Annotated in this window: 25 protein-coding genes and 3 pseudogenes; 11 read left to right on the top strand and 17 right to left on the bottom strand. The window is 69.7% G+C overall.

Annotated elements, in window-relative coordinates; translation table 11 throughout:
• Positions 1-119: 119 nt before the first annotated feature.
• Positions 120-1,790, top strand: a complete 1,671-nt coding sequence (locus ACGFNV_RS36455; protein ID WP_393628535.1) for an FUSC family protein — start codon at positions 120-122, stop codon at positions 1,788-1,790.
• 72 nt (positions 1,791-1,862) lie between these two features.
• Here the strand turns inward: ACGFNV_RS36455 and ACGFNV_RS36450 are convergent, their stop codons facing one another.
• The 9 genes from ACGFNV_RS36450 to ACGFNV_RS36410 form a co-directional block, all read right to left on the bottom strand.
• The gene (locus ACGFNV_RS36450) at positions 1,863-3,044 is read right to left on the bottom strand and encodes an aldehyde dehydrogenase family protein (RefSeq protein ID WP_393628533.1); all 1,182 of its coding nucleotides are present in this window, start codon (positions 3,042-3,044) and stop codon (positions 1,863-1,865) included.
• A 149-nt stretch (positions 3,045-3,193) separates the two neighbouring features.
• Positions 3,194-3,394 (bottom strand): hypothetical protein, encoded by a 201-nt coding sequence (locus ACGFNV_RS36445; RefSeq protein WP_393628531.1) that lies wholly within the window; start codon positions 3,392-3,394, stop codon positions 3,194-3,196.
• Positions 3,395-3,559: 165 nt separating this feature from the next.
• Positions 3,560-3,703 (bottom strand): hypothetical protein, encoded by a 144-nt coding sequence (locus ACGFNV_RS36440; protein WP_393628529.1) that lies wholly within the window; start codon positions 3,701-3,703, stop codon positions 3,560-3,562.
• A gap of 201 nt (positions 3,704-3,904) precedes the next feature.
• On the bottom strand, positions 3,905-4,606 hold the full coding sequence (locus ACGFNV_RS36435; RefSeq protein ID WP_393628528.1) for an alpha/beta fold hydrolase: 702 nt from the start codon (positions 4,604-4,606) through the stop codon (positions 3,905-3,907).
• 27 nt (positions 4,607-4,633) lie between these two features.
• Positions 4,634-5,044, bottom strand: a complete 411-nt coding sequence (locus ACGFNV_RS36430; protein ID WP_393628527.1) for a nuclear transport factor 2 family protein — start codon at positions 5,042-5,044, stop codon at positions 4,634-4,636.
• Positions 5,045-5,046: 2 nt separating this feature from the next.
• Entirely contained in the window at positions 5,047-5,853 is an 807-nt protein-coding gene (locus tag ACGFNV_RS36425) for an MBL fold metallo-hydrolase (RefSeq protein ID WP_393628525.1), read from the bottom strand.
• Positions 5,854-5,888: 35 nt separating this feature from the next.
• Positions 5,889-6,500: a DsbA family protein gene (locus ACGFNV_RS36420; protein ID WP_393628523.1), complete on the bottom strand. Its 612-nt coding sequence runs from the start codon at positions 6,498-6,500 to the stop codon at positions 5,889-5,891.
• A gap of 368 nt (positions 6,501-6,868) precedes the next feature.
• Entirely contained in the window at positions 6,869-7,348 is a 480-nt protein-coding gene (locus ACGFNV_RS36415) for a MarR family winged helix-turn-helix transcriptional regulator (RefSeq protein WP_393628521.1), read from the bottom strand.
• 35 nt (positions 7,349-7,383) lie between these two features.
• Positions 7,384-8,334 carry an AraC family transcriptional regulator gene (locus ACGFNV_RS36410; protein ID WP_393628520.1) on the bottom strand — a complete coding sequence of 317 codons (951 nt, stop codon included), beginning with the start codon at positions 8,332-8,334 and terminating at the stop codon, positions 7,384-7,386.
• A 97-nt stretch (positions 8,335-8,431) separates the two neighbouring features.
• Here ACGFNV_RS36410 and ACGFNV_RS36405 point away from each other — a divergent pair, with 97 nt between their 5' ends.
• From ACGFNV_RS36405 to ACGFNV_RS36375, 7 genes and pseudogenes are all read left to right on the top strand, one after another.
• Positions 8,432-9,211 carry an MBL fold metallo-hydrolase gene (locus ACGFNV_RS36405; RefSeq protein WP_393628583.1) on the top strand — a complete coding sequence of 260 codons (780 nt, stop codon included), beginning with the start codon at positions 8,432-8,434 and terminating at the stop codon, positions 9,209-9,211.
• 133 nt (positions 9,212-9,344) lie between these two features.
• Complete coding sequence (locus ACGFNV_RS36400; RefSeq protein ID WP_393628518.1) at positions 9,345-10,352, top strand: SMP-30/gluconolactonase/LRE family protein; 1,008 nt, start codon at positions 9,345-9,347, stop codon at positions 10,350-10,352.
• Positions 10,353-10,406: 54 nt separating this feature from the next.
• Positions 10,407-11,066, top strand: a pseudogene (locus ACGFNV_RS36395) (NADPH-dependent F420 reductase); the annotation flags it as partial.
• A 103-nt stretch (positions 11,067-11,169) separates the two neighbouring features.
• The gene (locus ACGFNV_RS36390) at positions 11,170-12,111 is read left to right on the top strand and encodes an SMP-30/gluconolactonase/LRE family protein (RefSeq protein WP_393628516.1); all 942 of its coding nucleotides are present in this window, start codon (positions 11,170-11,172) and stop codon (positions 12,109-12,111) included.
• Between the two features lie 122 nt (positions 12,112-12,233).
• The gene (locus ACGFNV_RS36385) at positions 12,234-13,508 is read left to right on the top strand and encodes a multidrug effflux MFS transporter (RefSeq protein ID WP_393628514.1); all 1,275 of its coding nucleotides are present in this window, start codon (positions 12,234-12,236) and stop codon (positions 13,506-13,508) included.
• Positions 13,509-13,580: 72 nt separating this feature from the next.
• Positions 13,581-14,090, top strand: a complete 510-nt coding sequence (locus tag ACGFNV_RS36380; protein ID WP_393628512.1) for a MarR family winged helix-turn-helix transcriptional regulator — start codon at positions 13,581-13,583, stop codon at positions 14,088-14,090.
• Positions 14,091-14,412: 322 nt separating this feature from the next.
• On the top strand, positions 14,413-14,814 hold the full coding sequence (locus ACGFNV_RS36375; protein ID WP_393628510.1) for a hypothetical protein: 402 nt from the start codon (positions 14,413-14,415) through the stop codon (positions 14,812-14,814).
• A 397-nt stretch (positions 14,815-15,211) separates the two neighbouring features.
• Here the strand turns inward: ACGFNV_RS36375 and ACGFNV_RS36370 are convergent, their stop codons facing one another.
• From ACGFNV_RS36370 to ACGFNV_RS36360, 3 genes are all read right to left on the bottom strand, one after another.
• Positions 15,212-16,675, bottom strand: coding sequence for an MFS transporter (locus tag ACGFNV_RS36370; RefSeq protein ID WP_393628509.1), 1,464 nt, complete (start codon positions 16,673-16,675; stop codon positions 15,212-15,214).
• Positions 16,676-16,902: 227 nt separating this feature from the next.
• Complete coding sequence (locus ACGFNV_RS36365) at positions 16,903-17,736, bottom strand: transposase family protein (RefSeq protein ID WP_393628507.1); 834 nt, start codon at positions 17,734-17,736, stop codon at positions 16,903-16,905.
• A gap of 69 nt (positions 17,737-17,805) precedes the next feature.
• Positions 17,806-18,258 carry a hypothetical protein gene (locus ACGFNV_RS36360; RefSeq protein ID WP_393628505.1) on the bottom strand — a complete coding sequence of 151 codons (453 nt, stop codon included), beginning with the start codon at positions 18,256-18,258 and terminating at the stop codon, positions 17,806-17,808.
• A 182-nt stretch (positions 18,259-18,440) separates the two neighbouring features.
• On the opposite strand from ACGFNV_RS36360, the gene ACGFNV_RS36355 reads away from it, so the two are divergent.
• On the top strand, positions 18,441-19,376 hold the full coding sequence (locus ACGFNV_RS36355) for a hypothetical protein (protein ID WP_393628600.1): 936 nt from the start codon (positions 18,441-18,443) through the stop codon (positions 19,374-19,376).
• Between the two features lie 80 nt (positions 19,377-19,456).
• On the opposite strand, the pseudogene ACGFNV_RS36350 reads toward ACGFNV_RS36355, so the two are convergent.
• Both ACGFNV_RS36350 and ACGFNV_RS36345 read right to left on the bottom strand, forming a co-directional pair.
• Positions 19,457-20,246 (bottom strand): annotated as a pseudogene (locus ACGFNV_RS36350) (IS6 family transposase).
• 99 nt (positions 20,247-20,345) lie between these two features.
• The gene (locus ACGFNV_RS36345; RefSeq protein WP_393628503.1) at positions 20,346-21,236 is read right to left on the bottom strand and encodes an SDR family oxidoreductase; all 891 of its coding nucleotides are present in this window, start codon (positions 21,234-21,236) and stop codon (positions 20,346-20,348) included.
• Between the two features lie 357 nt (positions 21,237-21,593).
• Between ACGFNV_RS36345 and ACGFNV_RS36340 the strand changes: the two are divergent.
• Both ACGFNV_RS36340 and ACGFNV_RS36335 read left to right on the top strand, forming a co-directional pair.
• Positions 21,594-21,980, top strand: a pseudogene (locus ACGFNV_RS36340) (Sir2 family NAD-dependent protein deacetylase); the annotation flags it as partial.
• Positions 21,981-22,167: 187 nt separating this feature from the next.
• Positions 22,168-22,365: a hypothetical protein gene (locus ACGFNV_RS36335; RefSeq protein WP_393628598.1), complete on the top strand. Its 198-nt coding sequence runs from the start codon at positions 22,168-22,170 to the stop codon at positions 22,363-22,365.
• A 42-nt stretch (positions 22,366-22,407) separates the two neighbouring features.
• Here the strand turns inward: ACGFNV_RS36335 and ACGFNV_RS36330 are convergent, their stop codons facing one another.
• From ACGFNV_RS36330 to ACGFNV_RS36320, 3 genes are all read right to left on the bottom strand, one after another.
• Positions 22,408-23,124 (bottom strand): hypothetical protein, encoded by a 717-nt coding sequence (locus tag ACGFNV_RS36330; protein ID WP_393628502.1) that lies wholly within the window; start codon positions 23,122-23,124, stop codon positions 22,408-22,410.
• Positions 23,125-23,244: 120 nt separating this feature from the next.
• Positions 23,245-24,441: an NAD(P)/FAD-dependent oxidoreductase gene (locus ACGFNV_RS36325; RefSeq protein ID WP_393628500.1), complete on the bottom strand. Its 1,197-nt coding sequence runs from the start codon at positions 24,439-24,441 to the stop codon at positions 23,245-23,247.
• A complete protein-coding gene (locus tag ACGFNV_RS36320) occupies positions 24,438-26,459 on the bottom strand; it encodes a LodA/GoxA family CTQ-dependent oxidase (protein WP_393628498.1) in 2,022 nt (673 codons plus the stop codon). Before ACGFNV_RS36320 ends, ACGFNV_RS36325 begins: the two co-directional genes overlap by 4 nt.
• Positions 26,460-26,811: the final 352 nt, after the last annotated feature.

Raw genomic sequence — 26,811 nt, 5'->3', positions numbered from 1 at the left:
GCGAAGGCTCACAGTCGGCGGCGTTCGACCCCGTCTCGGCTCACATTCACCGCGCGGCACGACACCCCCAAGCGCCGATCCCCCGTTACGGGTGACGGCGAATCTCACGGAGAGAATCGATGAGTACGAGTGCGGCCCTGCGCCGCCTGGCCCTCCCCGGGATACTGCGGTTCGGCCGGCCCTCCCACATCTGGTTCAAGCCCGCGCTGAGCGTGCTCGCCGCTACCGCCCTGCCCGCTCTGGCCTTGCTCGTGCTGGACAGGCTTGACCTGGCGATGTACCCGGTGGCCGGCGCCATGTCCGCGCTGTACTGCCACAACCGCCCCTACGCTGCCCGGTACCAGGCCCTGGCTTGGGTGGTGCTCGGCATGGTCGGTGGCCTCGCCGTCGCGCTGCTCACGGCGGCGCTCACCACCAACGCAGCTGTCCTGGTCGCTGTCGGCGCTCTCATGGCCGCCGTGCAGAAGGCCGTCTGCGACGCCACCCGCATCGGCCCGCCCGCGAGTGTGGTCCTCACTTTCATCAGCTCGACCGCTCTGTTCTTGCCTCAGACTCCCGCTCAGGTCCCCGGCCATATCGGGCTAGCCCTGCTGGGGGGTGTCTGGGCCTGGCTGGTCTGCATGGCGCCCGGCCTGCTGCGCCCTCACGGACCTGAGCGTCGCGCCACCGCCCACGCCCTCGACATGGCCGCCGCGTACGCCGCCGTGAGCGGTACGGCCGAAATTCAGGCCAAGGCCCGCGCTGCCGCTGCCGCAGCTGTGCATGCCGCCTGGCAATGCCTGCTGGCCGCCGGCGCCCGACGCGACCTCACACGCCGCTCCCTCATACGGCTCGTCGTCTGTGCCGAGGCCGCCGTCACCGCCCCCGGAGATGCCGACCCGGAGCGTCTGCAGGCCTGGGCGCGCAAGCTGCGCAGCTCGGACCCGGTCCCGTACGCCGGCCGCCCGGTGCCGGACGGCGAGGAACTCCTCGGCGTCGACGCCGAGATGACCGCGTCGCCCCGGGCGGCGTGGTGGAGCCAGCACAATCTGCTCGCCCCCATCGCGGTGCGCACCGCGATCGGCTGCGCGCTTGCCGGATACGCCTCCCTCGCCCTCGGGATCGGGCGCCCGTACTGGGCCCTCGTCACCGCCGCTTCCCTGTACCAGGCCAACCTCACGCTCACCCGCCGACGAGCAGTTGAGCGGGTCGTCGGCAACCTCATCGGCGTCCTCGTCTTCGCCGTGATCGTCCCGCTCGCCCACCTGCATCCGGCGGCCCTCGTGCTGTGCTTCCTCGCCACTTGTTTCGCCGCCGCGGCACTGATCGGCCCCAACTACTGGCTCCATACCGTCTGCGTCACCCCGATGGCCCTGCTCATCACCGAGTTCGCCCGGACCCAGGACTCCGTCCAACTGATCACCGGACGGATCACGGACACTCTCGTCGGCACGCTCGTCGGCTTCGCCGCAGCCCTGGCAGTCACCAACCGGCGCGCAGGCGACCGCCTCGAGCACGCGCTCACCGCCGTCGAGCACGCCCATGCACACACGGCGGCTCTCCTCGCAGAGCCGGATCCCGTGCCCAGCGCGCTGAACCTCTCCCGACGTCGCCTCGGCGCCGCACTGGTCGAACTGCGTGTCTCGGCCGACACCGCAGCCGGCGAGTGGTGGCAGCGCGCTCTGCCCAGCGACAGAGTCGTGCACGCCGAGCAGTCCGGGCACCAGACGCTGGCCGAGGCACTACGACGTCAGAGGCTGGCATCCCTGGACCAGGACGCGGGCACCACTGGGCAGGACACCCGGGCATGACCGGGCAACAAACCTAACGAACCCCGGGGGCCTGTCACCCGTCGAGCGGCCGGCGTTCCGGCAGCCAGGGTTCTAGCCGAGATTCTCTGCGCTGGGCACGACCACGTACTGCCGCAGGTACAGATCGCGGAAGCTCACTGGCCCACGCGGACCGGGGACCCGGTCGATGTTGATACCTGTCTCCGGCAGTCGCAGCAGCTTGAAGCCGTCGAGAAGTCGCGTGGGGGAATTCCAGAAGACCCCGGAGCCGCCATAAGCATCGATGAACCGGGTAGCGGCGGCGGGGTCGTCGGTCACGATGGCGGCGGCCAGCCCGGACGTCTCCTCGTTCGCGATCCGCGCCGCGTCCGACGGGCCGTCGGCGGCGTCGATCGTCACGGTTGCCGCACGCTCCGAGTCGAGTGACCACTCGTATCCGCGCGGATGGCTGTGCGGGGGAAGAGAAGCGGCGATGCCCAGGCGGTGCAGGAGCTGAAGAATGCCCGGCAGCCGCTCTTCGTACACAGGCCGGTCGATGAGCAGCAGATTGAGGCGGTTGCACACGCCCAGGCGGTCGAGGCTGTCGATGATCAGCTGGTGCGCGGTCTTTTCGGCGGCGGCCGAGTCCACGTACAGGACTCCGCCGCCGTCGGCATGGGCGAGGGTCCGCACACCATGGCGTGCGCCTTCACGGCCGAGGTCACGGGTGCTGTCGCCACTCCCGCGCAGAATGACCAGCGGGATGAGCTCGGGCAGGGCCACCAGCGCGTAAGCCGCCGAGCGGTCTTCGCTGGGCACCAGCTGGATGGCGTCCGGATCCAGCCCCGCCTCGGCGAGCGCCGGCACGATCACTAGATCCACCAGGGCCCGGGACGAGCCGAGCGCAGCCGATCCGGTGCGCAGCACACCCGCGTTGCGTGACTTGAGGAGCTGGGACGCGATGTCGAGCGTGACGTTCGGACGAGCCTCGAAGTTGGCGCCGATGACCCCGACCGGACGCCTGCGCTCCACCAGGGTGAGGCCGTCCGGGCGCACCTCGACGACCCTGTCCCTCGGCTCGTGCGAGGTGTCCGCCAGCGTGCGCAGCTCCGCCGCCATGGCCTCCAACCGCGCTGAGGTCACTCGCAAGCGATCCTGCAGCGCGGGCGACATACCTGCGGAGACGGCAGCCGCGAGGTCCTTCTCGTTGGCGGCCATAAGAGCCGACTGCGCCGATCCCAAACGCTCCGCCATGCAACGCAGCGCCGAGTCGATCTCGGCGTCCGAGGCACCCATGAGAGCGATACCACCCTGCTTGGCTCGGACGGCACAGTCACGCACGACATCCAAGGAGGCCGGTGCTCGGTAGTCCTCATCGCTAGTCACGGGCTTCCCCTCACTGTCCGAATGCCGCAGCAACCTGGCAGCCAGGATCGTAGCATCGTTCAACAATCCTGCTCGGCGCCTGTCTCCCGGTGGTAGCGGAAGCCGCGATCGTGGGCGAGGGTGGTGATGGTGTCCAGGACCTCGGACTTGCAGAAGTAGCAGCGGTCGCGGCCGTTGGCCCGATATCCGGGACGGCCCAGTTCGCCGGTGAGCGGCGTCAGGTGGGTGACTCCGACGTCGTCGGCGAGGCAGTTCACCAACCGCCAGACTCTCCGACACGGCTGTGAGGGCAAGGACGCGTTCCGGGCCGAGGGCGCGTACGGCGGCGGCCAGGACGAGGGGCGGAGTCAACAGCGCCGGAACAGGCGACGGCGACCGGGCCGATGGCCCGCATACGGTTCAGGAGACTCTGCTCCACGGTGTCGTCACTCACCCAACTCCTCCTGCTGTCGTTGAGGGCGGCGGTCGCCGGTCAGGCGCAGGCGCAGGGCGCGGGCAGCGACGGCCCGCAGCGGCAGGCCAAGTTCCGTGGCGGCGGCCACGACGTCCTCGAGCTCGGGCTTGGGCACCATTCGACGGTCTCGAAGCCGCGCGGCAGCGTATTGCGGGTGGCGGTGACGCGGCGGACGCCGAAGCTGCCAGTCTCGGCCAGAACGAGGTCCCGCAGCCGCCGTTCGTGCTCCGAAGTGGTCAGAACTCAGCGCTGTCGGTCTCATGACGAAAGGCTGGCGCCTGGCGTGGGTGAACTCCAGGAGCCAGCCGTGCGGACGTTAGGACCTGTTGGACGCGGCCCGCGCGACGGCCTTGACGAGAACGTCGGCTACCTCGTCGGCGTGGGACAGGTGCGGGGAGTGCCCGGAGGGAACACGGACACTGTGGGCGGCACGCGCCGCCCACTGTTCCTGTACCGCGGGCGGCAGCGCCGGGTCCTCGGTGGCCACGACGTACGTCAGGGGCACCTCGGTCGGTGCGGCGCCCAGCTTCTCGGTGAAAGCACGCATGCCCTGCCAGTTGAGGCGTTTGACGGCCTCGATGGTCAGGGCGGGGTCGACTCCGCTGAAGACGGACTCCTCGGCGTCTCCCGCCTTCACGGCCAGGCCGTCGGGCGAGTGGATCCAGGTGGGCGGGAAGTCGCCGCCCATCCACTCCATCATCGAGGTGCCCGCTTCCAGGGCGAAGGCGGCGATGTAAACGAGCTCCGCGACCTGGTCCGACTCTGCGGCGGCCCAGGTCGCGGGCACTCCGCCGTAGGAGTGGGCCGCGAGCACGACAGGTCCGTCGACAGCCGCGGCGGCGGCGCGTACGACCTCGACGTCCTCGGTCAGCCCTTGGGCCGCCGCGCTGTCGGGATTGCTGCTGGGCAGTTGCACGGCCTGCGAGGCGATGCCGCGGGCGCTGAGCCGTTCGCGCAGGGGGTCGAAGATCCACGGGGTGTGCATCGCTCCGTGCACGAGCACGACGGTGGCGTTCATCTGTGCTGTCCTCAGATAGCGGGAGGGTCAGGCGGTCATGGCGTCGCGGACGAGCGCGGTGTCCACGAACTGTTCGAAGCGGACGATCAGGCCGCCGCGTACGACGAAGTGGTGGGCGACCCGGACGTCGATGTTCTTGCCGGTGGCCTTGTTGGCCGCCGTGTAGCGGGCGAGGACGACGACGTTCTCGCCGTCGACGACGTAAGTGTCGTCGTGGGCGGTCCAGCCGTCCCACTCCTTGCCTAGCTGCTCCATGACGTTGGAGGTGACCCCGTCGGGGGTGCGGTAGGTGCCGGCCAGGGGGAAGCCGGCCATTTCCGTCCACTCCACGTCGGGGGCGAGGGTGGCGCGCAGGGCCTCCAGGTCACCGGCCGCGGAGGCCAGGTACTGGCGGCGTACGACGCCGGCGGGGGCTGTGGACGCGGCGAAGTCGGTCATGGTCAGCCCCACTTCATCTCGCCCTTGGCGACCTTGGCGCCGATCTGGGCGGCGATGTGCATGCCGTTGTCCGGGTAGCGGGCGACGAGCGCCTCGGTCAGCGCGGCGCCGTCGGCGGCCTTGCCCAGCTCTTCCTCGAAGGCGAGCAGATAGTCGCGAGTGGCGGAGATCGCGGAGGCGTTGGCCGGGGCGTTGGGCAGGCGGTGGCCGGGGACGACCAGTTCCGGCTGGAGGGCAGCCATCTCGTCCAGCAGGGTGACCCAGGCGGCGCGGTTGTCGGGGGTGGGGGTGTCGGCGACCCAGACGTGCTCCTGCTGGAAGAGCAGGACACCGCCGAGGAGGGCGCGGTGCTCGGCCTGCCACAGGTAATGGCGGTCGGGCAGTCCCGCAGGACCGCCCTTGAGCTCGAAGCGGTGTCCTTCAAGGGTGAGGTCGCCGGTCAGGGGCTCGAGGTCGACTAGGCGCGTGGGCAGGTTCGGGCCGAGGGCCTCCCAAGCCTTGAGCTTGCCCTGGTAGGAGTGCTGGATGTGCTCGATGACGATCGGCGTCGCTACGAACTTCGCCTCGGGGAAGGCGTCGGCGATCACCTCGGCGCCGAAGTAGAAGTCAGGGTCGGCGTGGGAGACGAAGACGGTAGTCAGAGTCTTGCCCGAGTCGAGGATCTCCGCGGCCAGGCGGTGGCCGTCGGCGCGGGTGAAGGCGGCGTCGACCAGCAGCACCTCACTCTCCCCGGTGACGAGGGTGGCCGTCTTGTTCTTGCTGCCGGCCGGGAAGTCCAGATCGAAGATGCTGAAGTCGAGGGTGCTCATGCTTGGTGCTCCTTGCGGGGATGGGGATGGCGCAGTCAGGAGAGAGCGGCGAGTCGCCTGTCGACGTCGTCGACGGTGGCGCGACCGTGAGCCAGGACGGCGACGCGGTCGGCGTCGACGCCGAGCAGGGTGGGAAAGCCGGTGACGCCCAGCTCGGCACAGCGTCGGAAGTCGTCCGCCGCCGCGTCGTACGCCTCGGGGGAGTCGAAGGCGGAAACGACAGCGTCGGCGTCAAGGCCGGCCTCTTCGGCGACCTTCCGGTACGTGACGGGCTCGGACAGGCTGAGGCCGTCGACGTAGAAGGCCCGCTGCAGGGCACCGGCCAGCTCGGCCGCCCGGTCGGGGGCCACCCGGCGCAGGGCGGCGACGCCGCGCGCCGCGTCTTCGGAATCCATCACGAACGAGCCGTCGGCGATCAGCCGGTCGTACCCCTCACCGAACTCGGCGCCAGTGAGCTCGGCGATCTGGGCGTTGGCCCCCTGGACGTAGCCGAACTCGCGGATCGGGACCCGGCGCGAGCCGGTGAACAGGCCACCGGAGATCACCTCCACGGGCAGGTCCGGGTGGCGGGAGACAACTTCGCGCAGGGTCGGGGAGAACCCGTGCGACCAGCCGCAGTAGGCGTCGAAGGCGTAGACGAGCTGCATCGAGAACCTCGGCATAGGGGTGAGGTGCTCGCCTGGTGCGAGCGGTTCACCGAGAACAACAGTACCTGACTAGTCAGACATTCCCGTGTTCGACTGTCAGGCGATTCACCTTGCTCCACGTGTCGGCGCAGCGCATGAATCCAGCCCGAACCCGGAGTCAAGGAGTGACCAAGCTTGCGACCATTCGGACGCATCTCGCCTTGGGGTCGCGCTGACCGCGCGGGGAAGATCGCCGGGAGCAGGCCCACAGCCAGGATGACGTGCGCCATGACGCGGGGGCGCAGGTCGATGAGGTGCTGCGCGGCTTGGAGGTCGTCGCCGGTGCAGCGACGCACGCGGGGAGGGGCCTCCGGGACGGCCCACAACCCTCAGGGAAGCCGGGGCAGTGTGTCCCGTGCCGCGAGACTCAGGATGCGAAGGTCTTCGGCGAACCGGTCCCGGTCCTCCACCGGGAGGGGCGCCAGGAAGTAGCGCCTGATGTTCTCGACATGGATCCGGGACGCGGAGACCGTGGTCTCCTCGCCAAGCGGCGTCAGGCGCACCAGCCTCCCGCGCCGGTCACCGGGATCCTCGACGCGTTCGACCAGGCCGACCGCCTCCATACGGTCCACCAGACGCGTGGCGCCACCTGTCGTGAGGACCTGCTCCTGGGCGACGGCCCGCATCGACAGCCCCGGCTCCCCCGGCCTGCCCAGGATGAGCAGCACCTCGAACATCAGATGGCTGATACCGCAGTCCACCTCCAGAGCCCGCCCCAGGATGTACTCCAGCCGGTTCGCGGCCCCCTGCAAGCGCCCGAAGGCCAGGATCAGCGCGTTGTTCGCGGCGTCGCTCGACGTCGAGATCATGCCGCACCAGCTGAGCGGCGGGTCTGCCGACTTGACTACCGGCCCTGGGCGAGCCGGAACGCGCCGGGCGTCGCACCGGTGTGGCGGGTAAAGAACTTGCCGAAGTTGGTGGGCTCGGGGAAACCGAGGCTGCGCGCGATGGTCGCCACCGGCTCGTCGGTGTGCGCCAGCAGCCGCCTGGCCTCCAGGGCGACCCGGCCGTCGATGACGTGCTTGACGGGTTGTCCGGTCGCGGCCGTGCAGGCGCGGGTGAGGGTCTTGACGGTGTAGCCGAGGCGGTGGGCGTAGTCGGCGGCGCGGCGGGTGGTGGCGTAGGAGCGTTCCAGTTCGGCGCGGAAGCGGGCATACACCTCGCCACCGGCATACACCTCGCCACCGGCGTGCGGGTCGGCGCCGCCGTCGGGGTGGGGCAGCCGGTCGATCTGCAACAGCACGGTGGCCAGCAGGAGTTGGAGGATCTCCGGCGAAACGGCCTGCCCGGTGCGGTCGTATTCGGCGCGCAGTTGGCCCAGCAGGGTCGATAGCCCCGCGTACGCGGGGCTCGCGCCGAGCTGCCAGCATGCTGACCCGTACCACTCGTTCACCAGCCTGTCGGCGCTGCTGGAGTGCGGGGGAAAGGCCGACGTGAACAGCAGATGCGTGCCGTTCGCGGTGCCGGGCCGGACGAAGCGCTGGACCTGGCCCGGCCGGACCCACAACAGGGTGCCGGGACGGACGGGGTAGGTCACGAAGTCGATCGCATGCTCCCCGCTGCCCTCCGTGATCAGGGTGAGGGTGTGGAAGTCCACCCGGTGCACCAGGTCGGGCCGTCTCCCCCGCCGCCGCCGTCGCTCGTGCAGGGTGGCGAGATCGATGATCTCGAAACCCGGGACCCGTTCCTCGGGCGGGTTGAAGTCGAGGCGAAGGATGGCCCCGTCCGGAGCAGGGTCGGCGCCGCCAGGATCCCCGTAAAGCACCACGATCTCCAGATGTCCTCGATTTACCATGCCGCGTCTTCAGCGTATCTCGCCTGCCTGCGCTTTCGCGACGAAAGTGGAGGTCGTCAAGGCGGCGCAGGGCCGCCTCCACCTCCAGGAGTCGCTCATGAACGGCACGGTCACGGTCCTCGACAAGGGCGCGGTGCGCATCCACAGCTACATGTCCCCGGCGGACACCTTCCACACCACCACCCAACTAATCGAGACCACGGCCCGCGTCATCGCGATCGACGCCCAGCTGCTGCCCGCCTACGCCGACGAGGCCGTCGCCTACGCCAAGGGGCTCGGCAAGCCGATCGACCGCCTCATCGTCACCCACGCCCATCCGGACCACTACAACGGTGCCGCCCGCTTCGGTGTCCCCGTCCACGCGCTGGCCCAGGTGCGCGAGCAGATCATCGCCCGCGGCGACAGCCACCTGCCCACCGGACAAGTCATCCCCCTCAGCGAGTTCACCCCGTCCGTGGCCATCATCCCGGGCACCGAGGTCATCGACGGCGTCACCTTCGTATTCGAGGCCGTCTCCGGTGGCGAGGCCGCCGACGAACTGCTCATCAAGCTGCCCGAGCAGGGCGTCCTGATCGCCCAGGACCTCGTCTACAACGACGTCCATCTCTACCTGGGCAACAACGACATCACCGGCTGGCAGCAGGCCGTCGACGCCCTGGCCGCCGAGTCCGGCTACGACACGATCCTCGCCGGCCACGGCGCCCCCACCGGCCCGGAGGTCTACCAGGGCATCCGCCGCTACCTCGACGACGCGCGCGAGCTGCTCGGCAACGACGGCGACGCGTACAAGAAGGCGATCGTCGACAAATACCCGGCCCACGTCGGCCCGTTCATCATCGACATCGCCAACCGCTCCCTCTTCCCGGCCGGCAACTGAGCGCCGCCGGCGTGTGCCGCCCGCGCCGCGCGGATCCGGGGCACTTCGCGCGGACCGCGTCCTCTGCGCTCATTGCCCCACATTGTTGATCACCCCCTTGGTCTGCTCACTTACTCACGCCCGGAGATCCGTCATGTCCCACAACCGCCTCTTCCGTCCCCGCGCCGCCGCCGTAGCCGTGGCCTCCCTCCTCGTCCTGGGTGGTACCGCCCCGGCCCTGGCCGCCTCCGGCGGGAACCCGCATCACGCCACCGGCACGCACCACCGAGAACCGCTGCCGACCAGTTACACGCTCCCCGGCGACAAGACCTACCCCGAGGGCATCGCACGCCAGCAGGGCACGCCCTACTTCTACGTCGGCAGCACCAGCGACGGCACCATCTACCGCGGCGACGTCCACCAGAGCGCGACCAGGGTCTTCCTGCCCGGCGGAAAGGACGGACGGACCTCCGTCGCCGGCATGAAGACCGACCGCTCGGGACGGCTCATCGTCGCAGGCGGCGCCACCGGCAAGGTCTTCGTCTACGACACCCGCACCCGCGCCCTGCTGCACGTGTTCGACACCGGCCGCAGCGACGTCTTCCTCAACGACGTCGCCCTCGCCCCCAACGGCGACGCCTACATCTCCGACTCCATCCACCCCACGCTGTGGCACATCACCGCCGCCGAACTGAAGAGCAATCAGGTCCAGCAGCCGCTGCACGTGGGCACGGACCTGAGCCACTCCCCGATGGTCTATGACGACGGTTTCAACGGCAACGGCCTGGTGGTCACCGGCGATGGCCGCTACGTCCTGCTCGCCGACTACAACGACTACGCCTTCTACCGCATCGACCTGCGCACTCACCAGGTCGTTCCGATCGACCTCGGCGGCGCCAAGGGCGTCTCCGGCGACGGTCTGCTGCTGAGGGGGGACACCCTGACCGCCGTCACCGAACTCGACCACCCCGAGGGTCAGATCAGCGTCCTGAAGCTGAGTCACGACTACACCAGGGCCGAACTCGTGCGCACGGTCCACGGCCACGGCATGCACAGCCCCTCCACGGCCGCCGTCGACGGATGCGACCTGCTGATCGTCAACTTCCAGTTCCAGATCGCCGACCCCAAGCTCCCGTTCAACGTGGTGCGGGTCCACGTCTGACAGCAACCAGGCACAGGACAGGACAAGAGCGCAGCGCAGTACAGGCGGAAGGACACCACTCTCATGAAGATCACCATCGTCGGTGCAGGCAACATGGCCCGGGGTATCGCCACCCGGGCTCTGGCGGGCGGACACACGGTCACCGTCACCGCCAAGGACCCCGGCAAGGCCGTACGACTCGTCGACGAACTGCGCGGGCAGGCGACCGGCGAAGGCCGGATCGCCGCCGCCGACGCATCCGCCGTGGACACCGCGGACATCGTGGTCCTCGCGGTCCCCTTCGACGCCGCCAAGCAGCTCGCCGCCACCTACGGAGAGCAGCTGAGCGGCAAGGTGCTGGTCGACATCAGTAACCCCGTCGATGCCTCCCTCGACGCACTCGTCGTCGCCCCGGGCACCTCGGCCGCCGAAGAGATCGCCGAGACCGTCGCACCGGGCACCCGTGTCGTGAAGGCGTTCAACACCACGTTCGCCACGACCCTGATCGCCGGCGAGGTGAACGGCACTGTGCTCGACGTCTTCATCGCCGGTGACGACGAGGCCGCCCGTAAGCAGGTCGCCGACCTGGTCACCTCCGGCGGGCTGAACCCGGTCGACGTCGGCGCGCTCAGGCACGCCCGCGAGCTGGAGGGCTTCCAGCTGCTGCACATGGCTCTGCAGATCCGCGAGGCGGGCCACGGCTGGGCGAGCACGATCAAGATCGTCGCCCCCTGAGCCGTAGCCGTAGCTGTAGCACCCCATCGAGCCCCACTGCCGGCCCGCCCCCCCCACGGGCCGGCAGTGGACCGTCAGCAGAACCCCACAGGAGAACCACCCCATGCGCGTCCGTACCTCCCTGACCGCCCTCGCCGCGACCGCGGTCCTGCTGGCCTCCGCGGCCACCGCAACCGCAGCGACCCAGCCCCTCTCGGCGCCGCACATCACCAACCACTTCCAGCTGGCGGCCTCGCAGCAGCCCGAGAACATCACCGTCGACCGCACCGGGGCTGCGTACCTGACCTTCTCCTTCGCCCGGCAGATCGTCCGCGTCACTCCGGGCAGCCGGCCGCACGTCCTGGCCACACTGCCCGCCCCCGCCAAGGCGAACACCCCCAACCTGGGCAAGGCGTTCGTCGGGGGCATCGCCCGCGCCGACGACGGCACCCTGTACGTCACCTACGCCACCGGTACCGCGGACCTCACCGGCGTCTGGGTCGTACGTCCCGGTGGCCGCCCGCACCGTATCGCCGCCCTGCCCGCCGACGGGTTGCCCAACGGCCTCGCCCTCGACCAGCACACCCACAAGCTCTACGTCACGGACTCCGTGCACGGCGTCATCTACCGCCTCCCCGCGTGCGGCGGAAAGGCCACCGTCTGGGCCAAGGGCACGCAGCTGGAGCCCACCACGTTCGCCGGCGCCAACGGCCTGAAGCTGCACAACGGTTCCGTCTGGGCCACCAACCTCGACCGAGGCACCGTCCTGCGTATCCCGGTCACCGCCAAGGGCACCGCCGGAAAGATCCAGGTCCGGGCCACTGGCATGCCGTCCATCGACGACTTCGCGTTCACCGGCCACGGCGACACCCTGCTCGCCGCCCGTGACGACAACCAGGTCGACCTCGTCCGCCCCGACGGCACCCACACCACCGTCCTCACCCCGGCCGACGGTCTTCAGACCCCCACTTCCATCGCGGTCCACGGCAGCAAGGTGTATGTCCCCAGCGCCGCCTACATGACCGGCAAGGACCCCAACCTGCTCATCGCCCGCCTCGGCCGCTGACGCGGCCGGCAGGACCCATCCCACCGCGCCGGTGCCGCGCCGACCGCGCGGCACCGGCCCGTGCAGAACCGGCAGCACAGTGGTCCGCACGGCCCGCTCTCCCCGACAGCCCTGGAACCGACATGTCCGAACCCTCCCCCACCAGCAGCGCCGGGACAGCAGACACCCTCCACGCGCCGTCCCCCGACCGCCATCCGCGCCGCCTGCCCCTCGTCCTGATCCTGGGATCCCTGACCGCGCTCGGCCCGCTCACCATCGACCTCTATCTCCCTGCCCTCCCTCAGGTCAGCGGAGATCTCCACGTCTCACAGACCGTCACCCAGCTCACCCTCACCGCCTTCATGACCGGGATCGCCCTGGGCCAGCTGGTCATCGGGCCCCTCAGCGACACCCTCGGCAGACGCCGCCCCCTCCTGACCGGCCTGACCGTGTACATCGCGGCGAGCCTCCTGTGCGCCGTCGCCCCCAATCCCACGGTCCTCATCAGCATGCGCCTGGTCCAGGGCCTGGCGGGCGCCGCCGGCATCGTCATCGCCCGGGCCGTCGTCCGTGACCTGTACTACGGTCTCGGCGCCGCCCGCCTGCTGTCCTCGCTGATGCTCGTCTCCGGCACCGCGCCGATCCTCGCCCCCGTGCTCGGTGCCCAACTGCTGCGCCTGACCTCCTGGCGCGGCGTGTTCGTCACCCTCACCCTGCTGGGCCTGGCCATCCTCGCCGCCACCGCGACCCTGCAGACCGAAACCCTGCCGACCCACCAACGCCGGCGCGGCGGGCTCCCCGACACCCTGCGCACCATGCGCGACCTCGTCAAAGACGGCCGCTTCTCGGGCTATCTGCTCACCGGAAGCCTCGGCTTCTCCGCCCTGTTCGCCTACATCGCCGGCTCCTCCTTCACCCTGCAAGAGGTCTACGGCGCCTCCCCGCAGACCTACAGCCTGCTCTTCGCCCTCAACTCGATCGGCATGGTGGCCACCGGTCAGCTCAACGGCAAACTGCTCCTCGGCCGTTTCCCCTCGCATCGCATCCTTGGGGCGGGCCTGGCCGTACTCGCCACCGCCGGCACCGCCCTGGTCGTCCTGGCCACCCTCACGCACGTGGGCCTGCCCTGGATCGCCGGCGCGCTGTTCTTCACGGCCTGCCCGGTCGGCATGATCCTGCCCACCACCACCGCCCTTTCCCTGCAACGCGCCCCGCACGCGGCGGGCAGCGCCTCAGCGCTCCTGGGCACCACCCAGTTCCTCATGGGAGCCCTCGCGCCGGCCCTCACCGGTCTCGGCGACCAGGGCACCGCCCTACCCATGGCCCTGTCGGTGCTCGGCCTCGCGCTGGCCGCGACGGTCTGCTTCCTGGCCCTCTGCCGCCCATGGCGTCCCACTTCGGACCCGCTGGCCCAGTAAGCCCGCGAACCAGGCCAATGCCGTCGCACTCGTTCACGCATACGGACACCTTAAGGAAACGAGCCTGCCCCCATGCAAGAAATCCCCACCGCGACGGACATCCGAGCCTACGAAACGGTCGCACTGTTCGGCCGCCTGCTCGAGACCGCGGTGAACCGGGTTCTGCAGCAGAAATTCGACATCTCGTGGGAGGAATACGCGGTCCTGTCCGCACTCCATCGATCTCCCCACCAATTCCTCCACATGACCGAGGTGGCCACCGCACTCGGATTCTCCAGAAGCCGCGTCACCCGGGCCATAACCCGGCAGGAACTTCAAGGACGGGTCACCCGCTCGGCTTGCCCCAGGGACGCACGCGCGACCCACGCCGCGGTTACCGCGCAGGGCACGGCCCTCCTCGACCGGATCAGCGACACCTACGAGGCCGCCGTACGCGGCAGCCTCACCAGGCTCAGCATCGGAGCGGAACAGGTGGAGGGGCTGGTGAAGCAACTCGAACCGCTCTCCGACCTACGGGCCCGGTCGGGGTCCGCCATCAACTGCGCTAGGCGCCGACTTTCCGGCGCGCCGAACTCGTCGTGATGATCACCCAGAGATGAGTTACCGGCCGGTCGTGTCACCGAATTGCGACCGATCACGCCTTTCTGACGGTTACACGTGTCGCAACAGGAACTCGCTTGTCGACAGCCTCCGCCCAAGTAGAGCCTCAGCCCGCTAAATTGATCACCGCGCCGCCGATACGAAGTAAGGCGGATCCCGCACTCTCACCGCGACGACTCACGTACATATTCAGCGGAGCGTCGTGCAGGTCCCCGGAAACCGCAGCGGAATAGTCCGCGTCCTTTCGGCAACTCCCTGCTCTCCGGTGTCCCCCCCCCCAACAACTGGAAAGTGCACGCAAGTGATGAGATTGCTTCAGCGATTCAGCCGCGGGCTGGCCGTCTCCGCGATGACGGTCGTGCTGAGCACGCCCGGACTGGCCGCAGCCGACACGGCGGCCCAGAGCAGTAACGCCACGTACTACATCTCGCTCGGTGACTCCCTGGCATCCGGTTATCAGCCGGATGCTGCCAAGGACACCGACGTCGCCTATACCGACCAGCTCTACGCGCAGCTCAAGAAGCACGACCCCGGGCTGAAGCACATACGCCTGGGCTGCACCGGCGAGACCACGGCGTCGCTGATCAAGGGCGGCACGTGCACGTACTCGTACGCCAAGTCCCAACTCGACGCCGCCCTCAAGGTCCTGACCCAGCACCGGGGCAAGGTCGCCTATGTGACCCTCAGTGAGCCTCCGCCAACTTGAAGTCGCTGGTCAAAAGGCTGGTGTGACGGTATTCCGAGGTGCTCGCGCTGGTCGTGGACTGGAGACTGTGAAGTAGATCGTCTGCCAAAGCTGTATCGCATTCCCTTTCCGCTGATCACCGTGCCACGAGATGCCTGGGGGCGACGTTGCCGTCAGGCAAACTAAGGCCTGTCCCGTAATCCCTGGCGGGCGTGCGACGACAGCTACGGCACCTCGCCGCGTTGTCGGGACGTCCGCATACATCCAGTATGCGGACGTCCCTCCGCCTTGCGATGCACCGCATCTGACGCCGCACGCTGATCCACCAGGGATTACGGGACAGGCCTTAGGCGGCAGTACGGAAGCGGTGGTTGGTACGGGGGAGGCGTGATGGACTCGGTGTGGGGCGTCGTCGGCCTTACCCTGGAACGCCGTCGTTGGCCTCGCCGCGAGCCGCGGGCGCCGCGCTCTTCCGCTGGCTGGCGGTCCTGGTACTGCGGAGACCGAAGGCGGAGACCGCCGTTCCCAGCAGCACCATGACCACCGGGACTACGAGGGCGGTGCGGTAGGCGTCCAGCACCGCGTCCGGTGAGCCATCGGTGCCGGCCGCGGCGATCCCGTGCACCGCGGTCACCGCGGCGATCCCGACCGCTGAGCCGAACTGGGTGAACGTGTACAGCAGCCCGCCGGCCAGGCCCTGCTCCTCCTTGGCCACGCTGTCGGTCGCCGCGATGGTGAGCGGACCGTAGGCGAGGGCGAAGGCGGTGCCCGCGATGATCAGGCTCGGGAACATCGCCGCGTATGACCAGTCCATCTCGACCAACAGGAAGAGTCCGTAGGCCACGATCGCCAGCAGGAAGCCGCCGAAGATCACCCGGCTGTTGCCGTAGCGGTTCACCAGGCGCGGGGTGAGGGTGGGCGCCAGCACGGCGTCGCAGCCCATGACGATCAGTGCGATCGCGGTCTGCAGGGAGGACCAGCCGCGCACCTCCTGCAGGTAGAGCGTGACGATGAACTGGAAGCCGAAGAAAGCGCCCAGGAAGAGCAGGGCGCCGAGGTCGGCCCGCACCATCACGGCTTTGTGGAAGATCTCCAGCCGGACGAGCGGCGCTTTGGCGCGCCGTTCGATCACGATGAACGCCCCCACCAGCGCCAGCCCGGCGGCGAGCGCGCCGAGGGTCAGCCCGAGCCCTTCGCCGCCGTGCTCGAGCCGGACGATGCCGTATGCGAGCAGCAGCATCGCGGCGGCGGCGGTGGCCGCGCCGACCAGGTCGTAGCCCTGTTGTGCGGGCTCGGGGCGGGCCTCGGCCGGCAGCAGCCTGAGCGCCGCGAGCAGGATGGCGCCGGCCAGGAACACCGGGGCGAAGAACACCCAGCGCCAGCCGAGTTCGGTCAGCAGCCCGCCGATGACGAGGCCCAGCGAGAAGCCGCCGGCGCCGACGCCGGCGAAGACCAGCAGGGCCTTGTCGCGCTGCGGCCCCTCCGGATACGAGGTCGTGATGATCGACATGGCGGCGGGGGTCATGAAGGCCGCCGCCACGCCGGTGACGAATCGGGCCACGACCAGCATCCAGCCGTCGGTCGCGAAGCCGCCCAGCATGGAGAAGACCAGGAAAACGCCCAGCCAGGTGAGGAACATCCGCCGCCTGCCCAGCAGATCGGCGGCGCGGCCGCCGAGCAGGGTGAAACCGGCGTAGCCGAGCACGTAGCCACTCATCACCCACGCCGTGGTGCCGGTGCTCAGACCGAGATCGGCGCGGATGGTGGGCACGGCAACGGCCAGCATGGCGACGTCGCTGCCCTCGAGGAAGATTGTTCCGCACAGGACGAGTAGCAGGGCCCAGGCTCGTCCGCTCTTGCGGGCCGTCGGGATGGTGGACACGTATCCGCTCTTCACCCGCTGAGTCACTTGGTCATTTCCGGTTCATCAGCGACGGACGCTGTCCATCGCGGAACCTGCGCGAGCCCGGCCACGTCGCCCGTGCCCGCACGTTGAACCATCCATCCCGGAGCCTCCACGGTCGCCATGGCCGCGACCGTACCGAGCAACAAGCAACCGAGGCCACACCTTTTGTAGTGGGTGGTCAGTGCAGAGGTTAAAGAAGAAGCTCAGCGGTTGACTTCAGGGTTCGTCAGGACGAGCAGGGCGCGCACGAGGTGGGTGGCGCGGACGGGGTTCGCGCGGAGCTTGGTGAGAGTCCGCCAGTTCTTGAGATGAGCAAAACCATGCTCAACCGGTACGCGGCCGGTGGAGAGGACGCGGTTGGCGACCCTCTGACCGGTGGTGAGCTTGTGGGCACGGGTCGCGGTGAAGCCGGTAACGATCACAGGGTCGCGTATGTCGTTGTCCAGGCCGCGGAAGCCGAGGTCCGCGAGGGCCCCGAGGCCGGCGGCGCGCAGGTGAGTCACGACGTGGTCGTGGCGGGCGGCGGTGATGTCGTGGGTGCGGCCGGGCCGGGCGGCGGATATCCAGATCAGGCGGCCTCTCTCGTCGGTCAGGGCGAGGAAGTGCAGGCCGTGGCGGCGGTGTTTACCGGAGTAGTTCGGTCGGTCGGCTCTTCCGGTGCGGCGCTGGGTGGGAATGAGGGTGCCGTCGATCAGGACCACCTCACCGCCCCGTTTCGCGATCTTCCTCAGGGCGCGGTCCAGGCGAGGGGCCTGTGCGGCGAGCAGTCCGATCAGCTCGTCGCGCCAGCGGCGGACGGTGGACTCGGAGACGTTGTTGCCGCCAGCCATGTCGGCCAAGCGCTGGTCATGGCGCAGCACTGCCAGGACGATCACCGCGATCTTCCCGGGCGGCAGGATCCGCCACCGGGACCGTATCGCCTTCAGGTGGCGGCGCAGCACGTCGGCGAGGTGGTTGACGGTGCTCGTGGACAGTGACAGACGGCATTGGTAGACAAGCGGGCAGCTGTCTTCGGCGCGTGCTTCGGTTCTCGTCACACAGCTTCAACGGCCGCCGGGGGCACCCCGGTTACGCCCGTGCCGCACGGCGGGTGGCGGCGTCCCAGGTCACAGTCGGGTGGTGAACCGGCCGTCGGGAAGCTTGCGCAGCCAGCCGCGATCAACGAATCTGACCAGCTTCCCGCGCAGCGGTTCCAGCTTGGCCCGCACGCTGACGTCCACGCCCACCACTTCACCGACCTGCCGAGCCATGACCGGTCCGGCAGCCTGCCGCACGGCGGCGAGGATGCGCTGGTAGTCCAACGGGAGCGTGCTCTCCTCCACGTCCGGCGCGCGATGCGGGATCAGCGTGACCGACCGACCACCCACCTGGCCGGATACTGGCGCAGCCGATGCGCGCTCGTCGGCCAGCTGCTCGCTCACGCGCTCAAGGACGCGCTCGGCCACGGCGAGTTCGTCCCGCTCAGCCCTTACTTCCGCCAGCTCCTTGGCCAGTCGCTCTTCGCGTTCATCGAGTTCCGCGCGCCGCGCGGTGATCCGTTCCAACAACTCGGGATCCATGCACCGGATCGTAGAAGGCCACCCGGACACAGCGAGCAGGAAACTGCAAACCGACCGCTGACAAACGATCTACTCCTCAGGCAGCCGCCCACGACCAGGGCGAGTACGCCGAGAGCCGGTCACACCAGGGCTTTGACCTGCAACTTCAAGTTGGCGGAGGCTCATGCCAACGACATCCAGACATGCGTCTCAGCCCTGTCGATACCCTCGACGGGACATGCCTGGCCAAGACAAGCCAGTCGATGGGGAAGAGCCTGGCCCAGATCGCGGGCGCGCTGCGTAAGGCGGGCACTGCGAACACCCAGTTCGTCGGGTCAACGTACTACAACCCGCTCCTGGCGACCTGGTTGCTGGGAGACGACGGTCAGAAGGCCGCCAAGGCGTCGGTTCCCCTTATCGAGGCCGGCAATGCGGGAATCGCCCAGGTCTACAAGGCTGTCGGCTTCAAGGTCGCGGATGTGGCCAGGGCCTACCGCTCGGACGACTTCGGCCACCCGGTCAACCTGCCCGGTGCGGGCAAGGTGCCCGAGAACGTAGCCGAGATCTGCAAGCTGACCTGGGCGTGCACCCCAAAACGGGACCCGCACCCCAACGCCGTTGGCCACAAGGTGATCGCCGCCGCGTTCGCAGCGCAGTTCTCGCAGGTCTCGGAGCTCGAGCAGCAGCCCGCATCCGGCCCCAGCATCTCCTCCGCTCCCGGAGCGGCCAAGAACGCGGGAGATGCGGGGGCGAACAAGCCGACGGCCGACGGGGACCTCGCCGAGACGGGTGCTCCGAGCAGCGCACCCCCTCGTCGCCGGTTCCGGTCTCGCCGTCGTGCTGGCCGGCACCGGCGCGGTCTACTTCGCCCGCAGGCGCCGTACGGCCACTCAGAACTGACGGTCAGGCAGCGCAGCCCCTGCGCAAGGAGCGGGCCGTTCGCCGAATGTCGCGGGCGGCCCGTTTCGGCGTGGAACTCCATGCGGCCGGTCCCGTCGCCTCAAGGCGCTCCCCGGCCATGGCGCAGTCGGCCTCTGCGCCAATGGCCTCACTGGGCTGTGCTGGGGCCCGGCAGGGAGCTCGGCAGCGGCTGTTCGGTCTGCCGTCGGGCGTGTAGCGCACGCCCCAGCGTTGGCTGAGCATCGCGACCAGTTGCAGTCCGCGCCCACCTTCGTCGGTGTCTCGTGTGCGGCGGATGCGACGGGTGGTGAGGGCGTTGTCACGTTATTGGGTGTGGGGGTCTCTGACGGTGTGCCGGGGCGTGGTGGAGTCGGGTTCCGGCTGTGTGCTCACGACGCGGTGGTAGGCCGGCGACGCCGGTGATCTGCTCCCAGATCGCGAAGCGGACGGTCATCTCGGCTCGGTAGTGGTGTGCGGGAATCAGGTGGCGGCGGGGCCGGAAGTGGGGTGAGATGCCGCTGAACGCGGACAGGAACCGCTGGGCCCCGCCCACGGAGCGGAAGCCTTTCATCGCTCGTTCGCGTTGCCTGGTGGGCTGGTGGCTGTTCTCCGCCCGGTTGTTCAGGTACTTCGACTGACGGTGCTCGACGCAGGGCATGACCTCGCGGCGGGGCGGCGCCGTAGGAACGGAGCTTGTCGGTGACGACCACCCGCGGCACCGCACCCGTGTTTTTCAGCAGCCTGCGGAAGAATCGCCTGGCCGCGGCCTTGTCCCGCCGGTTCTGCACCAGGATGTCCAGCACGTTGCCGTCCTGGTCGACACCCCGCCACAGGTACTTCTGCTCCCCATTGATCTTGATGAAGACCTCGTCCAGGTGCCACTTGTCCCCAGGCCGGGGCTGCCGGCGGCGCAGCGCGTTGGCGTAGGCCGGCCCGAACTTGCCACACCACCGCCGCACCGTCTCATAGGAGACGGTCACGCCGCGCTCGAGCATCAGTTCCTCGACCTCGCGGAACGACAGCGGGAAGCGGTGGTACAGCCACACGCAGTGGGAGATGATCTCGACCGGGTACCGGTGACCCTTGTACGACGGCGACCCGCTCTCCACAGACACTCCTCCCGCATGATCAGCCACAAGATCATCCCACCCGGTCAGCCAACGTGACAGCGCCCGGCGGAGGCATGGGGGCGCGGCGTCGCGGTGGGGTCACGGCAGGGGGGTGCCGCCGGTCGCGTTGAGGATTTCGGCGGTGATGAAGCTCGCTTCCTGTGAGGCGAGGTAGACGTACGCGGGAGCCAGTTCGGCCGGCTGCGCCGGTCGGCCCAGCGGGCTCTGCTTCCCGAACTCCGCCGTGTCGGGCATTGTCGCCGGGATCAACGGCGTCCACACCGGGCCGGGTGCCACAGCGTTGACGCGGATGCCGCGCTCCGCCAGCATCTGCGCCAGTCCCTGCGTGAAGGTGACGATCGCGCCCTTGGTCATCGCGTAGTCCAGCAGGTGCGGGCTCGGCTTGTACGCCTGCACCGAGGTGGAGTTGATGACGCTGCCGCCCTCCGGGATGTGCGGCAGGGCGTGCTTGGTCAGCCAGAACATGCCGTAGAGGTTCGTTCGCATCACCCGGTCGAACTGCTCGGTCGAGATCGCCTCGATCCCGTCCGGCTGAGACATCTGGTACGCCGCGTTGTTCACCAGGACGTCGATGCGGCCGAACTCCTCGACCGCCCTGTCGACGAGCGCCCGGCACTCGTCCTCCTCGCGGATGTCGCAGGGGACGGCGATCGCTTTGCGTCCTGCGTCGTTCACCAGCCGGGTCGTCTCCGCCGCGTCGTCCGCCTCCTGCTCCAAGTGGGTGAACAGCACGTCGGCGCCCTCGCGGGCGAACGCCAGGGCCACGGCCCGGCCGATGCCGGAGTCGCCGCCAGTGATGACCGTCTTACGGCCATCCAGCCGGCCGGAGCCCCGGTAGGAGTCCTCGCCGTGGTCCGGCGGCGGGTCCATCGGGCCGGTCCACCCCGGATGCGGCTGGTCCTGCGAGGGGAAGCCGGGCCTGGGGTGCTGCGTCGTCGGATCCTGCTGTGCGTGCTGCTCGTCGCCCACGTAGGCCTCCCTTGTGATCGTGCGGTGTTCTGGATCACCGGGTTCCCACATTCACCGGGCGGAAGCCACCTCCCACCCGAACAGCCGGGTGGGGTGCGTGCAGGTGGGGGGTGAGTTACGGCGGGAGCCGGGGACCTCGGTCTTTCGTACGCTGGCGGCATGCGCATGCGTCCCCCCTGAGCTGGACCCCTCCCGAGGACCTGCCGCCAGGCACCACGGACCTGGAGTCCGGTCGTCGAGGCGCTTGGGCACCGGCCGTGTGCTGGTGCCCAGCGGTGCGGGCATCTCCACGGAGTCGGGCATCCCCGACTGCCGGGGCGAGGGGTGGAAGTCGGGAGCCTGAGCCGACACACCCCGATGACGTACCGGGACTTCACGGCCAGTGCTCCGGCCCGGCGCCGCTACTGGGCGCGCAGTCACCTCGGCTTGTGCACTTTCGAACGGGCTGGCCCCAACGCCGGGCACCGGGCCGTGGCCGGATTCGCGCGGCGCGGGCTGCTCACCTGTGTGATCACCCAGATTGTCGACGAACTGCACCAGGCCGCCGGGGCCGAGGGGGTCGTGGAACTTCACGGGAGTCTGGACCGGGTCGTCTGCCTGTCCTGCGGCGCCTCCAGCCCGCGCCGGGAACTCGCGCGGCGGCTGGAGGAGGCCAACACGGACTTCGCGCCGATGGGCGCCGGGATCACCCCGGACGGGACGCCGACCTCACCGACGACCAGGTCAGGGACTTCCGGGTGGTGTCCTGCGCCTCCTGCGGGCGGCGCCCTCAAACCGGACGTCGTGTTCTCCGGGAAGAGGCGCCGCGTCGCGTGTCGAGCACTGCGGCAAGCTTCTAGACGAGGCGGCTTCGCTGCTGGTCCTGGGTTCCTCGCTGACCGTGATGTCCGGGTTCCGCATCGTCCGCGAGGCGGCCCTTGCGAGGAAACCGATGCTGATCCTGAACCTGTGTCCGACCCGCGGCTACCAGCACGCAGTCACCCGGGTCGCGTTCCCGCTGGGCGAGGCCCTCACCGCCGTGGCCGAACGGCTGGACGCCCCGGGTCGACGGCCGGGAACAGCGGGGGTGAGGAAGGGGCAGCGTGGCCGGAGAAAGGGCAGCATGGCCGGGGAGGCGGGAAGCCGGTGAGACCCCTAAAGGCTGTCCGTAACTGTGGGTGAGGGGCAGCCGTCAGGCGCTCGGTGTCCTCCACCGATGCCGCTCGTCCAGGGTCCCGAATCGCACGTCTCCGCGTTCAAGGTCGACGAGGATGGGCCAGCAGTCCAAAAGCGCCGGGCCGTCCCACCGCTCACGTGGACCCAGGCGCCGATGGCGTCGAGCACCACCGGCGAGTGCCCGCAGCCCTCGAGCGAGACGTGCCTGGCACCCGGAAACAGTGGGGCTGCCCTGAGGGCCTGATGGGGCGGGGTCATCAGGTCCCGTGTGCCCCCAGCCTACCGTGACCGGGACCGCAGGGGTGAAGGCCCGCAGCCGGTAGGCGAGCGCCGCGCGCCGCGTCGGCTCGAAGCCGGGCGAGCGGGCCAGGTTGCGCAGCGCGCCTGCCGCCGTCTCCTGAGGGATCCGCCAGGGCCGGGCGACGAGCTGCCAGAACGCCACGGTACGCCCGATCGGGTGGCCGGCGATCCAGCCGGGAGGTTCGGCGCAGGCCCGCGCCATGGCACGGGCGACTCGAAGCGAACCAAGAGCGTAGGCGGCCTCGGCACGCGTCCACAACCCGATCGGGGACAGCGCGACGGCGCTGCCGACCGCGCCGATACGTGTCAGCTCCAAGACGACCGCCCCACCCAGGGAGTTCCCCACGACGGGCGGGCAGGTCAGGCCGACGCCGGGTAGCCACTCCGCGACGGCGGCCGCCAGCGCCTCAACAGCGGCGAACGAGCGCGGCACCCCGACGACACCCGGGGTGCCGCGCTCGGTTGGCGCCGGCCGGAAGGCGCCGTCCAGCCGAGTGCCTTCGCTGCGGCACGGTCAAGCCGATCTCGGCGACGACTCGGGGCCGTTGCGTGTTCATGACGTGCTGGGCCCTTCCTGCGGTCGGCAGGACGAGTCCGGGAGGTCGGCCAGGCGCCGCGCCCAGAAGGAGCGGTCGGTCCAGCGGGCCTCCTGGGCGTGGATGACACGGTGGCCGCGCAGATACGCGCTCCGTGCGGCCGCGACCTTGTCCGCGTATGCGGCGAGGGCCGAGTCCGAGCCGTAGGGGGCGCGACCCAGGCGGGTGTCGACGGCCAGTCCCGCGCCCAGCCCGGTGTAGAGAGCGGTCAGCACGCCCTGGGAGGAGAGCGGGTCGAACGCGACCGCCGCGTCCCCGGCGGCGGTCCAGCCGTCTCCGTACACCGTGTCCAGGTGCGCTGTGTGCGCGGCGGCCCGGCGGGGCGCGGCAGGTGATGTGGGCGGGGGTCCGTCCCGGTGGATCCATCGGGACACGTGGCGGGTGGCCGTCATCCGTCGGCGGAAGTGGCGTGCGGTGTGGGAGGCGGCGGGCAGGTCGGCGTCGGTGAAGTAGGCGACCAGTCGCCCGCCGGAGGGCTGCGGGGCGGTGTACCACCAGCCGTCCTCGTCGGACTCGACGAGGGAACGGCGGTCGGTGTCCAGCGGGTCCGCCTCCAGGGGCATGTACAGAGCTGTGAGCCGGTCCCCGACCCGCCGCCGGGCCCCGCAGCGGACGGCGATCGCGGCGGCGCGGCCGGTGGCGTCGATCACCCAGCGGCAGCGCACCGTACGCTCACCAACGGAGCGGGTACCGGCAGGGCCGGTACCGCCGCGCAGGACCAGGGTCCAGCCGCCGTCCGGCGTCCGCGCGGTGTCGCGTACGGCCGAGCCCTCGGCGACCTCGGCCCCCGCCGCGCGCGAGGCGTCGCGCAGACGCCGGTCGAACAACCGCCGGTCGAGGTGCCAGCCATGGCCGTGCGGGTCGTTGATGAAGTCCACGGCGTGCAGGTCGGCCGAACCCCACGCCGAGAGGCTGCCGTAGCAGGGCAGATGCCCCGAGTCGAGAACACGGTCGGCGACGCCGAGGTCGCCGAGCAGTACCCGCCCGGCGGGCACGAGCGTCTCGCCGACCTTGGGCGGCCCGGTGCCGGCGTCCGCCAGCAGAACCGTACGGCCGGCACGGGCGAGCACGAGCGCGGCGGCACAGCCGGCCGGGCCGCCGCCCGCCACCACGACGTCGTAGGTGTCCGTGCCGGGAGCGAGTGCGGCGCTCACCGCGCGTCGCGGAAGGGGTCGAGTATCTCGAGATATCCGGCGGTGATCTCCTCCTCGCGGTAGCCGGTCGCCCGGGCGGCCTCGCCGATCACCCGTGCCGCGGAGGCGGCCTCGGCGGTGTCGGGGGAGAGCCTTCCCTCGGGCCGGATGCCCGCCGCCGCGGACAACACGTGCGGGCCCGCCTCGGGCACGTGCAGGTTGACGAGGTTCGCCGTGTCCGGTGCCTGATCGAGCGGTTGTCCCGGGCGCGACTCCACCAGGATCCGTTCCGGGAACTTCCCGTCGCCCACTGTGTAGTCGCGCACCTCGACGATACCGAGCTTGTGCCAGTCCTTGATCATCTGTGTGCGCTGCTGGTTCATGGTGCCGTTGAGGCCGCGCAGCCAGGTCGCCCGCCGCTCGAACGCCTCTTCCCGGGCGCTGTCGTCGCTCCCGGTCGACGGCGTGTTGACCTTCTCGAAGTCCTCCAGCTTGAGGACATGGTTGGGTACCTGGGCAGGCCAGAAGGTCGGCAGGTAAGGGCTGTACCGGGGCCCCAGGTTGGCCAGCACCTCATAGCCGGAGCGGCAGCTCGCGGTGTCCGCCTGCCAGGGGGCGGCCATCCAGCGAGTGAGGTCTCCGGGCCCCTGTGCGTGCAGGGGGCCGTTGGCGGCGACCGCTTCCTGCGGGGTGAGGGTGGGCCCGTAGTCGGGTTCCGCGGTGCCAGTGGCGCGGTGCCCGATGCGGAAGGGTTCACTGAACATGCTCGGGTGCCTGATCGGCCAGGTGACCTCGCACCCCGGGTGGAACGCGTCGGCGGCGCAGTTCTCCAGGGCCGCCCGGTCCAACAGCCCCGGCTGCTCGCCGACAGGGGCGTCGTCGACCGTGGGGCGCGACTGCCGCAGGGATCCGGCCAGGAAAGCCCCGTCCGCCCAGCGCTGCAGCATCCAGTCCTGGGTCGGCGACAGCACCAGGTGCTGACGCACGGACTTGGGCGTGCTGGCCATGGCGTCGCCGTAGATCCACGGCCACGGCAGCGGGGACTTTCCGTCCCGGTCGTAGTCGCGCAGGGCGGCGTACGTCTGGCGGCGCAGTTCCCGGCTGCGACCGGACGGATCGGCGAGCCTCTTGCGCATGGCAGGCGAGAGGAAGAAGTGGGGGCCGTTCCAGCCGAACTGTGCCGCGAATCCCTGGTTGACCCACTGCAGATCACAGAACCGGCGGAGGATCGGCTCGATGTGATCCGTGAACGAGATCTGCTGCGGGCGGGTCAGCGAACCGGCCTGGACGAAGACGTCGAAGAGCAGGTCGTGGAGGGTGCGTATGGACTTCACGCCGGGGGCGTAGTGCGGAGGCCCGACCACGACCCAGGCCGGGGCGGCGGTCAGATCCTTGCCGTCGATACGGACCGTCGCCGTCACCGGGCCGTCGGACACGTCGTCGTACCAGGTGTTGTTGTTGGCGACCCCGGTGATCGGCTGGTTCGTGTAGGAGGCGGAGTTTCCCCGGCCACCGAGCACCAGCAGGCGGCCGTCGGAACGGGTGGAGATCTCGCCGAGGTACACCGCCTTGCCCATGATCTTGCCGGTGTCGAACTTCTGTGTCTCGGTCTTCGAGCCGCGGACGGTGCGGCTTCCGGGGTCGTTGACCAGCTTCTTCCTCTCGGCGCCCACGACGTCGGCGTTGCGCAGAGCGTATTGCTCTGCCGCGAGCGTCTTGCCCTCGGGTATGTCCAGCGCCAGATGGAACTGGTACCAGGCGGCCTTCTTGTTGGCCAGATGCACCGTCCACTGGATCTCGGAGACACCCTCGGTGCCCGGCTTCAGCTCCCTAACCACCTCCCCCGCGGCGTTGTAGCCGTACACACGAAACCGTGCGGCCTGCCTGCGGAGCGCCCCGGAACCGTCCTTGTAGGAGCCGGGGTCGGCTGGTTTCTGGTCCGGTGATTCCGGGCCGATGAAGGGTGCTTCGACACTGTTGCCGACCCGGGCGACACCGATGGCGGGGTGAATCTTCACCTTCACGATCTGACTGTCCATCGAAGAACCTTCCGTTGGGGGCCGTCGAGATGCGGTCTCGAACGTAAGACGTGCAATGTGGCCCGGGGGTCACACCCCGACGGAGCTGATCGACGGCCGATCATCACTGACCTCCTACCAACCGCTCCGCACACACGCGAGTTCGCCCCGGCCGGAGGTGTGTGGCCGCGGTAGGGCTGCCGGCCCTCCTGAGGAGACCGCCGGCGCAACTCACCGGACGCGGTCTCGATCAGCTCACCGCGCCGGCGAGGACCCGGCGCGCACGAAATGCCGTACCGCCCCGCCTCATCGACGGCCTCCTCGCCAAGACCCGCCTCGCGCTTGCGGCCGCCGTGACCTCGGCCATGCAGGC

This window comes from Streptomyces sp. NPDC048751, from assembly GCF_043198595.1.
Lineage (GTDB): Bacteria > Actinomycetota > Actinomycetes > Streptomycetales > Streptomycetaceae > Streptomyces.
Note: the sequence above shows the minus strand (reverse complement) of the source record. Positions and strands in the feature narration are given on the sequence as shown.

Excerpts from the sequence above, each read along its gene's own strand:
- ACGFNV_RS36455 (WP_393628535.1), top strand. The coding sequence starts at position 120 with ATGAGTACGAGTGCGGCCCTGCGCCGCCTGGCCCTCCCCGGGATACTG.
- ACGFNV_RS36450 (WP_393628533.1), bottom strand. The coding sequence starts at position 3,044 with ATGGGTGCCTCGGACGCCGAGATCGACTCGGCGCTGCGTTGCATGGCG.
- ACGFNV_RS36435 (WP_393628528.1), bottom strand. The coding sequence starts at position 4,606 with ATGAACGCCACCGTCGTGCTCGTGCACGGAGCGATGCACACCCCGTGG.
- ACGFNV_RS36430 (WP_393628527.1), bottom strand. The coding sequence starts at position 5,044 with ATGACCGACTTCGCCGCGTCCACAGCCCCCGCCGGCGTCGTACGCCGC.
- ACGFNV_RS36425 (WP_393628525.1), bottom strand. The coding sequence starts at position 5,853 with ATGAGCACCCTCGACTTCAGCATCTTCGATCTGGACTTCCCGGCCGGC.
- ACGFNV_RS36420 (WP_393628523.1), bottom strand. The coding sequence starts at position 6,500 with ATGCAGCTCGTCTACGCCTTCGACGCCTACTGCGGCTGGTCGCACGGG.
- ACGFNV_RS36415 (WP_393628521.1), bottom strand. The coding sequence starts at position 7,348 with ATGATCTCGACGTCGAGCGACGCCGCGAACAACGCGCTGATCCTGGCC.
- ACGFNV_RS36410 (WP_393628520.1), bottom strand. The coding sequence starts at position 8,334 with ATGGTAAATCGAGGACATCTGGAGATCGTGGTGCTTTACGGGGATCCT.
- ACGFNV_RS36405 (WP_393628583.1), top strand. The coding sequence starts at position 8,432 with ATGAACGGCACGGTCACGGTCCTCGACAAGGGCGCGGTGCGCATCCAC.
- ACGFNV_RS36400 (WP_393628518.1), top strand. The coding sequence starts at position 9,345 with ATGTCCCACAACCGCCTCTTCCGTCCCCGCGCCGCCGCCGTAGCCGTG.
- ACGFNV_RS36390 (WP_393628516.1), top strand. The coding sequence starts at position 11,170 with ATGCGCGTCCGTACCTCCCTGACCGCCCTCGCCGCGACCGCGGTCCTG.
- ACGFNV_RS36385 (WP_393628514.1), top strand. The coding sequence starts at position 12,234 with ATGTCCGAACCCTCCCCCACCAGCAGCGCCGGGACAGCAGACACCCTC.
- ACGFNV_RS36380 (WP_393628512.1), top strand. The coding sequence starts at position 13,581 with ATGCAAGAAATCCCCACCGCGACGGACATCCGAGCCTACGAAACGGTC.
- ACGFNV_RS36375 (WP_393628510.1), top strand. The coding sequence starts at position 14,413 with ATGAGATTGCTTCAGCGATTCAGCCGCGGGCTGGCCGTCTCCGCGATG.
- ACGFNV_RS36360 (WP_393628505.1), bottom strand. The coding sequence starts at position 18,258 with ATGGATCCCGAGTTGTTGGAACGGATCACCGCGCGGCGCGCGGAACTC.
- ACGFNV_RS36355 (WP_393628600.1), top strand. The coding sequence starts at position 18,441 with ATGCGTCTCAGCCCTGTCGATACCCTCGACGGGACATGCCTGGCCAAG.
- ACGFNV_RS36335 (WP_393628598.1), top strand. The coding sequence starts at position 22,168 with ATGCTGATCCTGAACCTGTGTCCGACCCGCGGCTACCAGCACGCAGTC.
- ACGFNV_RS36320 (WP_393628498.1), bottom strand. The coding sequence starts at position 26,459 with ATGGACAGTCAGATCGTGAAGGTGAAGATTCACCCCGCCATCGGTGTC.